This is a genomic window from Herbaspirillum sp. SJZ107, assembly GCF_006715485.1.
GTDB lineage: Bacteria > Pseudomonadota > Gammaproteobacteria > Burkholderiales > Burkholderiaceae_D > Telluria.
In genome coordinates, this window is the sequence record NZ_VFNH01000001.1 from 1,966,869 (window position 1) to 1,980,178 (window position 13,310).

Below are 13,310 nucleotides of genomic sequence, written 5' to 3' on the forward strand. Positions count from 1 at the left end.
GTCTATATAAATCAGCGGGCGTAGCGGCAGCCCTGCAGCTGCGCCAGCGGCACCGCGTCCGCCATCGCCTTGTAGCCGGCCATGTTCGGGTGCAGTCCATCGTTGTCGTAGGTCTTCAGCAGCGCATCCGGGCGCGCCGGGTCGCGCAGCGCGGCGTCGAAATCGACCACGCCGTCGAACACGCCGGACTCGCGGATCCAGCGGTTGTAGGCCAGCCGGTCCCGCTCGTTGTCCGGCCCCGGCTTGTAATAGCCGCTGGCGGCGTACGGCGAAATGGTCGCGCCGATCACGCACACCCCGGCCAGGTGGGCGCGCGCCACCAGCTGGCGGTGGGCCTGCATCATGTCCTCGAGCAGGCGCGCGCGCGCCGCTGCGCTGTCCTCGTTGTTGCGGTGCTGGGTGCCGAAGTCGTTCACGCCGATCATCACGATCGCATGGCTGACGCCGGGCCGGGCCAGCACGTCGCGTTCGAAGCGCGCCACCAGGTTGGGCCCGAGGCCATCGCGCAGCAGGCGGCCGCCGCCGATGCCGGCATTGATCACACCCAGGTCGGTGACGCCGGCCGCGCGCAGGCGCGTGGCCAGGTGGTCGGTCCAGCGGCCGTAGGTATCCGGCTCGACGCCGTAGCCGTCGGTGATCGAATCGCCGATCGCCACCACCGCGTGCGTGGGCGCTGCCGCCAGCACCTCGACGCCGCTCAGCTGGTACCAGCGGGTGACCTTGTCGGCACCGCTCCAGGCCGCGTCCAGCACGCGGTTGCCGCGCGCCAGGTAGCTGGTGGCGCGCGCGCCCGGATGGCCCGTCTGGCGCGCCGGCGCCGCGGCAAAGTGCAGCGACACCGCCAGGTCGGCGCCGGCCGCATGCGCCAGCTCGACCGGATCGCTCAGGTACTCGGCGCCGGCCGGGATCGTGACCGCGGTGCTGCCGCCGAAGCGCAGCGGCTGCAGCCCGCTGGCCCCGGCCTGCCCCGGCCCCGCGGACAGGCCGATGCTGGCAGCGTCGATCGCCAGCGCGTCGGTGCCGAAGGCGTTGCTGAGGCGGACGCGCAGCTGGCGCCCCTTGAGCGACACGCGCACCACCTGGCGCAGCGTGGCGTCGCGCAGCTGCTCGGACGCCAGCGCATTCTGGCCTTCGGGGACCATCTGGGCGCTGCCCCAGGCCGCGACCCAGTGCTCGCCGCGCGCGGCGCCGTCAGATGGAATGGCGCCGGACGCTGTGCAGCCGGCAAGCAGCGCCGCCAGGACAGCGGCGGCCAGGCAAGATTGACGCGACATCGGATTTCCTTCACACTGGACTTAATGTTTGCGCAATCATTCTAGATGAGATAACAGTCACGGGCAACGTAAAACAATGTCCGGACAATAAGGAGACGCCATGACCCCGATCCGGCGCGCAGCCACGCCCGTCGTCACCGCCATGCAGGTAATCCCGGTGGCCGGCCATGACAGCATGCTGCTCAATCTGTGCGGGGCGCATGCGCCCTGGTTCACCCGCATCGTGGTGCTGCTGAAGGACAGCGACGGCCGTACCGGGATCGGCGAAGTACCGGGGTCTAACGGCATCCTGCTGGCGCTGCAGCGGCTGCAGCCGCTGGTGATCGGGACCGAGCTCGCGCGCCACAATCGCACGCTGGGCGCACTGCGCGCCGCCATCGCCGGCAGCAGCCACCATGTGACGTCGAGCGCCGAAGCGGCGGTGATGCTGCAGCCGCACGAGATCAACCTGCGCCTGGAAAACGTGATCACCGCGGTCGAAGCGGCGCTGCTCGACCTGTTCGGCCAATTCCTCGGCGTGCCGGTGTGCGAGCTGCTAGGCGCCGGCCGCCAGCGCGACGCCGTGCCGATGCTGGCCTACCTGTTCTACATCGGCGACCGTGCGCGCACCGACCTGCCCTACCTGGGCGGCGGCGGCGCCGACGACTGGTACCGCCTGCGCACCGAGGAAGCCCTGACGCCGGAGGCGATCGCCGACCTGGCCGCGGCCAGCGTCGACAAGTACGGTTTCCGCGACTTCAAGCTGAAGGGCGGCGTGATGCGCCCGGAAGACGAGATCGCGGCCGTGGCCGCCATCAAGCGCCGCTTCCCGGATTCGCGCGCGACGCTCGATCCGAACGGCGCCTGGTCGCTCGACGAGGCGATCCGCGCCTGCCGCGGCCAGGGCCACATCCTGGCGTATGCCGAGGACCCCTGCGGTCCGGAGGGCGGCTACTCGGGCCGCGAGATCATGGCCGAGTTCAAGCGCGCCACCGGCATCCCGACCGCGACCAACATGATCGCCACCGACTGGCGCCAGATGGCGCATTCGCACCTGCTGGGCGCAGTCGACATCCCGCTGGCCGATCCGCATTTCTGGACCATGCAGGGGTCGGTGCGGCTGGCGCAGCTGTGCGACGACTGGGGCCTGACCTGGGGTTCGCACTCGAACAACCACTTCGACGTGTCGCTGGCGATGTTCACCCACGTCGCCGCGGCGGCGCCGGGCGCCATCACGGCCATCGACACCCACTGGATCTGGCAGGAAGGCCAGGCGCGCCTGACGAAGGAACCGCTGCAGATCGCCGGTGGCCAGGTCAAGGTGCCGGATGCGCCGGGGCTGGGCATCGAGCCGGACATGGAGCGCATCCTGCAGGCGCACGCCTTGTACAAGCGCGTCGCCGGCGGCGCGCGTGACGATGCGCTGGCGATGCGCTACCTGGTGCCCGGGTGGACTTACGATCCGAAGCGGCCGAGCTATGCGCGTTGATGGAGAGTTGGGTGCCCTGAGCCAGGCTATTCGAAAGCATGCGGCGTTGTTAATTACGCTGCAATAAGCACGTCGTCCCCGCGCAGGCGGGGACCCAAGTTGCACGAGCAGTCGAGATTCATGCAAAACTTGGGTCCCCGCCTCCGCGGGGACGACGTCCGTGCGGCGCGTGCCGCTGAGGTTTACTGCTTGAGAATGGTCCGCAGCGTCCGCGACAGATCTTCCGCCGAGAACTTGGCCACATACGCATCCGCCCGCACCTTGCGCACGTGCTCTTCGTTCGTGTTCCCCGACAGCGACGAGTGGATCACCACCGGCAGGTTGCCGAAGCGCGAACTCGACTTGATGTTGCGGGTCAGCGTGAAGCCGTCCATTTCCGGCATCTCGAGGTCGGTCAGCACCAGCGCCACCTTGTCGTAGACGCTCTTGCCTTCGGCTTCGGCGGTGCCGGCGATGGTGTTCAGCTGGTCCCAGGCTTCCTTGCCGCTCTTGGCCATGAAGAACGGCAGTCCCATCGCGTCCAGGCCCTGTTCGATCAGGGCGCGCGCGACCACCGAGTCGTCGGCGGCCAGGATGATGGTGCCCGGCTTGAGCTGCATCTTGGCGCCGACCGCCTGTTCCATGTTGCCCGGGGCGTCGTCCGGGTTCATGTTGCGCAGAATGGTCTCGACGTCCAGCACCTGGGCCAGGCGCGGCGGATGGCCGTCCTGGGCTTCCAGGCGCGCGATGCTGGTCACCATGCCGCTGGCGGCGCTGCGCTCGGCCGACATCACCTGGCTCCAGTCCAGGCGCACGATCTCTTCCACGCTCTCGACCGCGAAGGCCTGGGTGGTGCGCGCGAATTCGGTCACCAGCATGATGTTCAGGCCGGTCACCGGCTTGACGCCGGCGATCGACGGCAGGTCCAGCACCTGGATGATCTGGCCGCGCAGGTTGACGACGCCGAGCACGTGCTCGGGCGCGCCGGCCACCTTGGTGATCGACGGCATCGCCACGATCTCGCGGATCTTGAATACGTTGATGCCGAACAGCTCGCTGTGCTCGCCCTGGGCGTCGCCGCCGAGGCGGAACAGCAGCAGTTCGAATTTGTTGGTGCCGGTAAGATTACTGCGCTCGTCGACTTCTTGCTGAACCGATTTCATGTCTCATCCCAAATGAATAATTCCTACTGGAAATCATTTTAGACAAAATTTGATGCATCCGGTAAATATAAAACTGAATTCAGCAAATTCCGACACGCCGCGTTGCAAAATAGCAGCGTAGTGCAGAAGAACCGCGAAAATCAGCTCCCGATCGACAAGGCCAGCGTCTCCTTGACCTCCTCCATCACCACATAGCTCTTCGACTGGCCGGCATCGGCCACGTGGAGGATCTGGCCAAGCAGCCGCCGGTATTCGGACATTTCCGCTATCCTGGCCTTGATCAGGTAATCGAAATCGCCCGACACGAGGTGGCATTCCATCACCTCGGGAATGGCCAGAATCGCACGCCGGAAGCGCTCGAAGGCCTTTTCGGATTTCTGGTGCAGCGTGATCTCGACGAACACCAGCACCTGCATGCCCAGCGCCTGCGGATTCACGCGCGCGTGGTAGCCGGCGATCACGCCGTCGCGTTCCATGCGCTTGACCCGTTCGATGCACGGCGTCAGCGACAGGCCGACCCGCTCGGCCAGGTCTTTCATGACGATCCGTGCATCGTCCTGCAGGATGGACAGGATGTGCAGGTCGATACGGTCCAGCACCCGGGTCGATTCTTTTTGTACGCGCATGAATTATTACTAAATAGTCGTCGAAGAACGGAAACAAATCTTGCCTCTATCCAGCTAGGATAGCAATATTTCCCACTTCTGCACCATAAACAGAGAACACTATGCGAGTAATCGTCCTTGGCAGCGGCGTGGTCGGCGTATCGACCGCATATTACCTGGCGAAGGCCGGCCATGAAGTCACCGTGGTCGACCGCCAGCCGGGTCCCGCCCTCGAGACCAGCTTTGCCAACGCCGGCCAGATTTCGCCCGGCTATGCATCGCCGTGGGCGGCCCCCGGCGTCCCGCTGAAAGCCTTCAAATGGCTGTTCCAGCGCCACGCCCCGCTGGCGATCCGCCCGGACGGCACGCTGTTCCAGCTCGAATGGATGTGGGAGATGTACCGCAACTGTTCCGCCGAGCGCTACGCCGTGAACAAGGAGCGCATGGTGCGCATCGCCGAATACAGTCGCGATTGCATGCGCGCGCTGCGCCAGGAGACCGGCATTCAATACGAAGGCCGCCAGCAAGGCACCCTGCAGCTGTTCCGCACCCGGGCCCAGTTCGACGGCGCCGCCAAGGACACCGAGGTGCTGAAGCAGGCCGGCGTGCCGTATGAAGTCCTGACCAGCGACGAACTGGCCAGGGCCGAGCCGGCGCTGGCCGACGTGCGCGACAAGCTGGTTGGCGGCCTGCGCCTGCCCAACGACGAAACCGGCGACTGCCAGCTGTTCACCAGCCGCCTGGCCGTGATGGCCAAGGCGCTCGGCGTGCGCTTCGAGTTCGACACCTCGATCGATGCGCTCGACATCGCCGGCGACGAGATCACCGGCGTGCGCACCTCCAAAGGTGGAGTCAAGGGCACCTTGAGCGCCGACCGCTACGTGCTGGCGCTGGGCAGCTACTCGCGCTTCCTGCTGGGCGACCGGTTCAAGGTGCCGGTGTATCCGCTCAAGGGCTATTCGCTGACGGTGCCGATCACCGACGGCAGCAAGGCACCCGTGTCGACCATCCTCGACGAGACCTACAAGATCGCGATCACCCGCTTCGACGACCGCATCCGCGTCGGCGGCATGGCGGAAATCGCCGGCTACAGCCAGGCGCTCAACCCGGCCCGCCGCGAGACCCTGGAACTGGTCGTGCGCGACCTGTTCCCGCAGGGCGGCGACATCGCCAAGGCGACCTTCTGGACCGGCCTGCGCCCGATGACGCCGGACTCGACCCCGATCGTCGGCGCCACCCCGCTGCGCAACCTGTTCCTGAACACCGGCCACGGCACCCTCGGCTGGACCATGGCCTGTGGGTCGGCCAGCGTGATCGCCGACCTGGTATCGGGCCGCGCACCGGCCATCGATGCCGACGACCTGGCCGTGTTCCGCTACGCCGGCACCCGCGCCGCCCAGGAACGCACGCAATTCGCCAAGGCGTGAGCATGGGGACGATGGACCATCCCCTGTCGCCGCCGGCGGCGCCGTCGGTGCCGGTCGAACGCGCCGGCGCCCGCCTGACGGTCGACCTCGACGCCATCCGCGCCAATTATCGCCTGCTGCGCCAGCAGGCCGGCCCCGCCGCCTGCGCCGGGGTGATGAAGGCCGACGCCTATGGCCTCGGCATGGCCGCGGTCGCGCCGGCGCTGGTGCGCGAAGGCTGCCGCGTGTTCTTCACCGCCCACGTCGACGAAGGCATGCGCCTCCGCACGCTGGTGCCGCCTGACGCCACGATCTTCGTGCTGCACGGCCCGCCGCCGGGCGCCACCCGCGCCTTCCTCGAGCACGACCTGGTGCCGGTGCTGAACGATCCGGCACAGATCGCGGACTGGCGCGCGGCCGCGCGCACGCTCGGGCGCGTGCTGCCGGCCGCGATCCAGTTCGACACCGGCATGTCGCGCATGGGCCTGGCGCCCGCCGACCTGCAGGCCCTGCTCGACGATCCGGCACGGCTGGACGGCATCCGCCCGGTGCTGGCGATGAGCCACCTGGCCTGTGCCGACGAAGCGGCGCACCCGCTGAACGCGCTGCAGTGCGAGCGCTTCCGTGCCGGACTGGAACGGCTGCGCGCCCGCTTCCCCGGCCTGCCCGGTAGCCTGGCCAATTCCTCGGGCATCTTCCTGGGCGGCGCCTTCCACCACCAGCTGGCCCGCCCGGGCGCGGCGCTGTACGGCATCAACCCGCAGCCGGGCACCGCCAATCCGCTGCGCCAGCCGGTGTCGCTGGCGGCCAGCATCGTGCAGACGCGCACCGTGCAAGCCGGGGACATCGTCGGCTACGGCGCCCACTTCACGGCATGCGCACCGACCCGCATCGCCACCATCTCGATCGGGTATGCCGACGGCTGGCTGCGTTCGCTGTCCGGCCGCGGCCACGTGTTCATCGACGGCGCCCGCGTGCCGGTGGTCGGCAACGTGTCGATGGACAGCATCACGCTCGACGTCAGCGCCATCCCGGCAGCGCGCGTGGCGCCGGGCCAGCTGGTGGAGCTGCTGGGCGCGCACCAGACCGTGGACGACGTGGCGTTCGAGGCCGGCACCATCGGCTACGAAGTGCTGACGCGGCTCGGCAGCCGCTTCCACCGCAGCTACCTCGGCCTGGCCTGACGCAGATCCGGCACCGGCGGCAGTTCGGCGCCGGGCAGCACGCGGCGCGGGTGCGACGGCACGGTGCGGGCAGCGCTGCCGATGCCCGCCTGCACCGTAACCGGCATCCGCCGCACGCCGTTCACGCCGTTGCCCTGGATATTGAATGCGGCGCCGGGGTCGAGCGGCTGCTGGTGGCCGGCCGTGTCGGTTGCGCGGCATACCAGCAGATAATCGCCCGGCGCTGCATCCCAGTTGTGGCGCCAGTGGACCCAGGCCCAGGGGTCGGGCGCGACCTGTGACAGGCGCGCGTCGGCCCAGGTAGACCCGCCGTCGGTGCTGACCTGCACGCGCGCGATGCCGCCCGCTCCCGACCACGCCTTCCCTTCCAGTACCTGCGGGCCGGGCGCCAGGAACCGGTGGCGGCTCAGCATGTCCGGCATCCCGGGCGGTGCGATCAGGGCATTGACCCGCTTGGCCTGCACCGGCGTGCCGGGATCGTCGGGGCTCTGGCGGTACATATAGACTTCGTGCTGCTGTATCCCTGCGAACGGCTCGCTCAGCACCGTGATCGCGCGCAGCCACTTGACGCTGGCCATCCCATACCACGACGGCACCACCAGCCGCAGCGGAAAGCCGTGTTCCGGCAGCAGCGGACGCCCGTTGGCGGCCCAGGCCAGCATCACTTCGTCGCGCAGCGCCTCGGCCAGCGGCAGGCTGCGCTCGAACGCGTGTTCGACGCCGAGGTCGACGCCGCTGTCCCAGCCGGTGAACAGCACTTCCACCGCATCGTCCGGTAGGCCGGCGCGCTCCAGCAGGGGCCGCAGCCGGGTGCCGGTCCATTGGTATGTGCCCATGCATTCGTGGAACCAGGGGACGTAGACCGGGCGCGGCGCCAGCGTCGAGCGGCCGCTGCCCGCGCACTCCATCGTCACGGTCTGGGTCATGACCGGCTGGTCCTGCAATTCGCGCAGGCTGATGTGGAACGGCTGGCTCACGCGTCCGCCGACGGCCAGGCTGTAGCCCTCGGCCCCCAGCGCCGGGATATCGAAATGGACCAATACATAGTGTGAGCCGAGCGGCGTCAGGGCCTGGTGCAGGAATTCGGCGTGCATGCCGTGGTTGCGGAAGGCCAGTTCGGTTTCCGGGGTACTGAACACGTCCGCTACCGCTTGCGGTGACGGGCGCTCGACGGTCGGGGTACCGGGCACGGTGGTGCAGCCGGAGGAACTGGCGTGTTCTGCTGCGTGGCCCTCGGAGACCGCCCTGGCGCGCGGCCAGGCAGGCGGCGATGGCGGCGCCGCTGCCGGCGAGCCAGCGGCGCCTGGCATACGACGCGGGTGCGGCCGGGCGCGTCTCCGCGCCGGCAATCGGCAAGGCAGGCATGATCTCCTCCCCATACATGTTGCGCTGCCGATTTGACCATCCGGCGTGGCGTTCATTTCATCGCCTCAGTTGCGCATCGGCGCGCGGGCGTCGCGGTTACAATGCCCGTTTGATCACTGAAGGACCGACGATGAAACGAACCGACCTGGCAAAACGCGATGCCGAACGACTCAAGAACGAGATGACTGCGAAGAATGCGGCTTTCGGCGGCGCCAGCGGCGCCGTGCCCGATCGCCGCGAACAGCGCGAGCGCGACCGCGCCGCCGGCCTGGTGCCGTTTGCGGTGAAACTGAACGGGGAACTGGTGAAGCAGCTGCAGGCGACCGCCAAGGAGCGTGGGGTGGAATTGAACCAGCTGGTGGCTGAGTTGCTGCAGAAGGGACTGGCGGCGTAACCGTCGTTCCCGGCACTGCCGGAAACGACTCCCCGCGAAGGCGGGGACGACGTCAATATGGACTCAGGACTTCGCCTTCACCGGCGCAGCCTGCGCAATGCGCACCGTATCCCCTTCCGCCAACCCATCCGGCGGACTGTCGATGATCCGGTCGGAGCGCTCGACGCCGCCGGCCAGTTGCACCACGGTGCCCATGTCGCGGCCGATGGTGACCTTCTTGATGCGCACCTTGTTGGCGCCGTCCAGCGTCGCCACGCGCACCCCGTCCTTGCCCAGCATCAGTGCGCCCGGCGGCACGCTGACCGTGCTGGCGTCCGCCGGCAGGTCGAAGCGCACGTTGGCGTAGGCGCCCGGCAGCAGTTCGCCATTCTTGTTGTCGACCGCGAGCTGGACCAGCATGGTGCCGGAACCGGCGGCGATCGCCTGCGCGGTCGACTGCACGGTGGCGGTGTAGCTGACGTCCGGGCGCTCGGGCACGCTCAGGGTGGCCTTGCTGCCCGGCTTGATCAGCGCCACCTGGCGCTGCGGCACGTTCACGTACACGCGCAGCTTGCGGATGTCGGACACCACGAACAGCTCGCTGCCGCTGGCACCGCCGACATTGACCAGCGCGCCGACGTCGGTATTGCGCGCCGTCACCACGCCGTCGAAGGGCGCAACCAGCCTGGTGTAGGTTTTCAGCGCCTGCTGGCGCGAGACGCTGGCCTGCAGCGCCTGCACGGTCGACTGGCGCGACATGAAGTCGTTCTGCTTTTCGTCGGCTTCCTGCTTCGACACCGCGTTCTGCCCCACCAGCGCCTGCCAGCGCTTGGCGGTGCTGTCGGCCAGCGTCAGGCCGGTACGCGCGACCGCCAGCTGGGCCTGGGCCTGGCGCAGGTCCTGGTCGAGGTCCGGGGTGTCGATCTGGGCCAGCACCTGGCCGGCTTTCACCGGGGTGCCGATGTCGACGTTCCAGCGCGCCAGGTAGCCGCTGACGCGGGCATAGATCGGCGCGCGCGCCCAGGCTTCGATGCGGGCCGGCAGTTCAAGATCCGAGGCGGGGATGTCCTTCAGCGACACCAGGCTCACGGTCGGCACCGAGCGCTCGGCCGCGCCGGCCTGGAGTTGCTCGCCCTGGTTGTGGCGGGTGACGAGGCCGCCGGCGACCACGCCGCCTGCAACCAGGATGGCGACGGCGGCGAACAGCGCCGGACGGGCGCGCGAGGGTTTAGTTGACATGAGCTGTGACTCCGGAAGGTAATGCGCCAGAAGGTAATGCGCCAGATGGGGTGGATACGCCGGCTTGCGGCGGCAGGCCTGCGTCGGCGGCACGACGCTGCCGCCCGTGCACGAGGCTGAAGACGACGGGGACGAACACCAGCGTGGCAAAAGTCGAGAACACCAGGCCGCCGATCACGGCGCGGCCCAGCGGGGCGTTCTGCTCGCCGCCCTCGCCCAGGCCGAGCGCCATCGGCAGCATGCCGATGATCATGGCCAGCGCGGTCATCAGGACCGGGCGGAAGCGCACGAAGCCGGCTTCCAGCGCGGCCGCGGCGGCGTCTCCCAGTTCGAGCAAACGCTCGCGCGCAAAGCTGATGACGAGGACACTGTTGGCGGTGGCCACGCCCATGCACATGATGGCGCCGGTCAGCGCCGGCACCGACAAGGTGGTGTGGGTGGCGAACAGCATCCAGACGATGCCGGCCAGCGCGGCCGGCAGCGCGGCGACGATCACGGCCGGGTCGGTCCAGGACTGGAAGTTCACCACGATCAGCAGGTAGATCAGGCCGATCGCGCCCAGCAGGCCGAACAGCAGGCCCGAGAAGGCGCGCTCCATGGTGCGCACCTGGCCCAGCATCTCGACCGTCGCGCCCTTGGGCAGGTCGGCCTGGGTGTCGGCCAGCACCTTGCGGATATCGGCGGCGACGCTGCCGAGGTCGCGGTCCTGGGTGGTGGCGTGGATCTGCACCATCGGCGCCACATTGTACTGGCTGACCAGCGCGCTGCCGCTCGAGCGGGTGAAGCGGGCGATGCCGCCCAGCGTGGCCGCGCCCGCCGAGCTGCCGTTACCGACCGGCAGGGCCGACAGCGCCGACAGCGAGTCGATGTCGCTCTGCGGGGTCTGCATCACGATCGGATAGGTCACGCCGGTGGCCGGGTTCAGCCAATAGGTCGGCGCCACCTGGCTGGAACCGGCCAGGTTGACCACCATGCTGTTGGTGACGTCGCGCGTGGTCAGGCCGAGCAGCTGCGACTGGGTACGGTCGATGTCGACGTTGAAGGTCGGCGCGCGGTTCGACTGCTGGATGCGCGCATCGGCCACGCCCGGGATCGCGCGGATGCGCTTCAGCAGCTGCTGGGCGTAGCGGTAGTCGCCTTCCAGGTCGCGTCCACGCACCTGCACGTCGATCGGCGCCGGCGAACCGAAGTTCAGGATCTGGCTGACGATGTCGGCCGGCGGGAACGAGAAGGTCGTATCCGGGAATTCGCGCGGCAGCACGTCGCGCAGCTTGCGCACGTATTCCGCGGTCGGCGCATGCTCTTCGCCGAGGGCGATCTGGAAGTCGCCGTCCTGGCTGCCCATCACGCCGGTATTGTTGTAGGTGACGTTGATCGACGACGCCGGCATGCCGATGTTGTCGACCATGGTCGCGATCTCGCGGTTCGGGATCACGCGCCGGATCGCCGCTTCGATCCTGGCGAAGCGCGCCGCGGTTTCCTCGATGCGGGTGCCGACCGGCACGCGCGCGTGGATCAGCACCTGGCCGGAATCGACCGACGGGAAGAAGTTACTGCCCAGAAAAGGTACCAGCGCAAACGATGCCAGCACCACCGCGAAGAAACCGATCAGGAAGGCCTTGCGGCGCTTGATCGCGCCATCCAGCATGCCGTGGTAGCGCCCGCGGATGCCTTCGAAGCGTGCCTCGAAGCCGCGCTGGAAACGGGCCAGCGGATTGGAAGGAAGCTGGTGGTGCTCCTCGCTCGGGTTATGGGCGCGCAGCAGCCAGTTGGCCATGGTCGGCACTAGGGTACGCGACAGGATGAACGAGCAGACCAGCGCGAACACCACCGCCTTGGCCATCGGCACGAACAGGAAGCCGGCCACGCCTTCGAGGAAGAACATCGGGATGAACACGATGCAGATGCACAGCAGCGAGACCAGCGCCGGCGCCACGATCTGCTGGGCGCCGTCGAGGATGGACGGCTCCACCGCCTTGCCCTGCTCCAGGTGCCAGTTGATGTTTTCGATGGTGACGGTGGCATCGTCGACCAGGATGCCGACCGCCAGCGCCAGGCCGCCGAGCGTCATCAGGTTCAGGGTTTCGCCGGTCGCGGCCAGCGCGATGATGGAACCGAGGATCGACAGCGGAATCGACACCGCGATGATCACGGTGGAGCGCCAGCTGCCGAGGAACAGCAGGATCATGATACTGGTCAGCAGCGCGGCGATCGCGCCTTCGGTCGCCACGCCCTTGACGGCGGCGCGCACGAATACCGACTGGTCGTTGATCGCCACCACCTTCAGGGCGTCCGGCAGGCCGGCCTTCATCTCGGCCAGCTTGGCGCGCACGCCGTCGACGATGGCCAGGGTCGAGGCCGAGCCGTTCTTCAGCACCGACATCAGCACCGAACGGCCGCCGTCGACGTGGACGACGTTGGTCTGCGGCGCATTGCCGTCGTGGACGTTGGCGACGTCCTGCATCAGGATCGTGGTGCCGTTCACCACCTTGATCGGCAGACGGTTCAGGTCCTCGATGGCGGACGGCGCGCTGTTCAGCTGGATCGTGTATTCGAGTTCACCGATCTTCTGGGTACCCACCGGGGTCAGGATGTTCTGGCTTGCCAGCGCATTCGCGATGTCCTGGGCCGACAGGCCGCGCGCCTGCAGCGCGTCCGGCTTGACGTCGATCTGCACCTGGCGCTGCTTGCCGCCGTACGGCAACGGGATCGCGGCGCCCGGCACCGTCACCAGCGGCGTACGCACGGTGTTCAAGCCGAGGTCGAACAGCTGTTGTTCGGACAGGCCCTTGCCGGACAGCGCCACCTGCAGGATCGGCACCGTGGCCGCGTTGTAGTTGATGACCAGCGGCGGCGTGACGCCGGCCGGCATCTGCTTGACCACCGCCTGGGCGATCGCGGTCACCTGGGCGTTGGCCACCGCGATGTCGACGCCCGGCTGGAAGAAGATCTTCACCACGCTGACGCCGGGATAGGTGTTGGCCTCGATGTGCTCGATGTCGTTGACGGTGGTCGTCAGGCTGCGCTGGAACAGCGTCGAAATGCGGCCGGCCATCTGGTCGGGCGGCAGGCCGGTGTATTGCCAGGCCACCGCGATCACCGGCATTTTGATCTCGGGGAAGATGTCGGTCGGTGTGCGCATGGCGGCGAGCGGCCCGAGGATGAGCAGCACCAGCGCCAGCACGACGAAGGTATACGGTCGCCGCAAGGCGATGCGAACCAGGTTAAGCAGCATGTATTGACTCCAATGAAGC

Annotated in this window: 10 protein-coding genes; 4 read left to right on the plus strand and 6 right to left on the minus strand. The window is 68.1% G+C overall.

Features of this window, described 5'->3' with window-relative positions; translation table 11 throughout:
* Positions 1 to 11: 11 nt before the first annotated feature.
* Entirely contained in the window at positions 12 to 1,274 is a 1,263-nt protein-coding gene (locus FBX97_RS08750; RefSeq protein ID WP_141830381.1) for an SGNH/GDSL hydrolase family protein, read from the minus strand.
* A 100-nt stretch (positions 1,275 to 1,374) separates the two neighbouring features.
* On the opposite strand from FBX97_RS08750, the gene FBX97_RS08755 reads away from it, so the two are divergent.
* The gene (locus FBX97_RS08755; RefSeq protein ID WP_141830383.1) at positions 1,375 to 2,742 is read left to right on the plus strand and encodes an enolase C-terminal domain-like protein; all 1,368 of its coding nucleotides are present in this window, start codon (positions 1,375 to 1,377) and stop codon (positions 2,740 to 2,742) included.
* 182 nt (positions 2,743 to 2,924) lie between these two features.
* Here FBX97_RS08755 and FBX97_RS08760 read toward each other — a convergent pair whose 3' ends face one another.
* The gene (locus FBX97_RS08760) at positions 2,925 to 3,884 is read right to left on the minus strand and encodes a chemotaxis protein (RefSeq protein WP_141830385.1); all 960 of its coding nucleotides are present in this window, start codon (positions 3,882 to 3,884) and stop codon (positions 2,925 to 2,927) included.
* Positions 3,885 to 4,024: 140 nt separating this feature from the next.
* Positions 4,025 to 4,510: an Lrp/AsnC ligand binding domain-containing protein gene (locus FBX97_RS08765; protein ID WP_141830387.1), complete on the minus strand. Its 486-nt coding sequence runs from the start codon at positions 4,508 to 4,510 to the stop codon at positions 4,025 to 4,027.
* A gap of 101 nt (positions 4,511 to 4,611) precedes the next feature.
* On the opposite strand from FBX97_RS08765, the gene FBX97_RS08770 reads away from it, so the two are divergent.
* A complete protein-coding gene (locus tag FBX97_RS08770; RefSeq protein WP_141830389.1) occupies positions 4,612 to 5,916 on the plus strand; it encodes a D-amino acid dehydrogenase in 1,305 nt (434 codons plus the stop codon).
* An 11-nt stretch (positions 5,917 to 5,927) separates the two neighbouring features.
* Positions 5,928 to 7,079 (plus strand): alanine racemase, encoded by a 1,152-nt coding sequence (gene alr, locus FBX97_RS08775; protein ID WP_141830391.1) that lies wholly within the window; start codon positions 5,928 to 5,930, stop codon positions 7,077 to 7,079.
* Here alr and FBX97_RS08780 read toward each other — a convergent pair.
* Positions 7,061 to 8,389 (minus strand): sulfite oxidase, encoded by a 1,329-nt coding sequence (locus tag FBX97_RS08780; RefSeq protein ID WP_141830393.1) that lies wholly within the window; start codon positions 8,387 to 8,389, stop codon positions 7,061 to 7,063. The two genes, alr and FBX97_RS08780, sit on opposite strands and share 19 nt — an antisense overlap.
* 185 nt (positions 8,390 to 8,574) lie before the next feature.
* Between FBX97_RS08780 and FBX97_RS08785 the strand changes: the two genes are divergently transcribed.
* Complete coding sequence (locus tag FBX97_RS08785; protein WP_141830395.1) at positions 8,575 to 8,838, plus strand: hypothetical protein; 264 nt, start codon at positions 8,575 to 8,577, stop codon at positions 8,836 to 8,838.
* Between the two features lie 63 nt (positions 8,839 to 8,901).
* Here the strand turns inward: FBX97_RS08785 and FBX97_RS08790 are convergent, their stop codons facing one another.
* Entirely contained in the window at positions 8,902 to 10,056 is a 1,155-nt protein-coding gene (locus FBX97_RS08790; protein ID WP_141830397.1) for an efflux RND transporter periplasmic adaptor subunit, read from the minus strand.
* Positions 10,046 to 13,288: an efflux RND transporter permease subunit gene (locus tag FBX97_RS08795; RefSeq protein ID WP_141831057.1), complete on the minus strand. Its 3,243-nt coding sequence runs from the start codon at positions 13,286 to 13,288 to the stop codon at positions 10,046 to 10,048. The genes FBX97_RS08790 and FBX97_RS08795 overlap by 11 nt, the downstream gene beginning before the upstream one ends.
* Positions 13,289 to 13,310: the final 22 nt, after the last annotated feature.

Bases quoted from the DNA above. Each gene is read 5' to 3' on its own strand.
- FBX97_RS08785 (WP_141830395.1), top strand. From the start codon at position 8,575: ATGAAACGAACCGACCTGGCAAAACGCGATGCCGAACGACTCAAGAAC.
- FBX97_RS08790 (WP_141830397.1), bottom strand. From the start codon at position 10,056: ATGTCAACTAAACCCTCGCGCGCCCGTCCGGCGCTGTTCGCCGCCGTC.
- FBX97_RS08760 (WP_141830385.1), bottom strand. From the start codon at position 3,884: ATGAAATCGGTTCAGCAAGAAGTCGACGAGCGCAGTAATCTTACCGGC.
- FBX97_RS08770 (WP_141830389.1), top strand. From the start codon at position 4,612: ATGCGAGTAATCGTCCTTGGCAGCGGCGTGGTCGGCGTATCGACCGCA.
- alr (WP_141830391.1), top strand. From the start codon at position 5,928: ATGGACCATCCCCTGTCGCCGCCGGCGGCGCCGTCGGTGCCGGTCGAA.
- FBX97_RS08750 (WP_141830381.1), bottom strand. From the start codon at position 1,274: ATGTCGCGTCAATCTTGCCTGGCCGCCGCTGTCCTGGCGGCGCTGCTT.
- FBX97_RS08780 (WP_141830393.1), bottom strand. From the start codon at position 8,389: ATGCCAGGCGCCGCTGGCTCGCCGGCAGCGGCGCCGCCATCGCCGCCT.
- FBX97_RS08765 (WP_141830387.1), bottom strand. From the start codon at position 4,510: ATGCGCGTACAAAAAGAATCGACCCGGGTGCTGGACCGTATCGACCTG.
- FBX97_RS08755 (WP_141830383.1), top strand. From the start codon at position 1,375: ATGACCCCGATCCGGCGCGCAGCCACGCCCGTCGTCACCGCCATGCAG.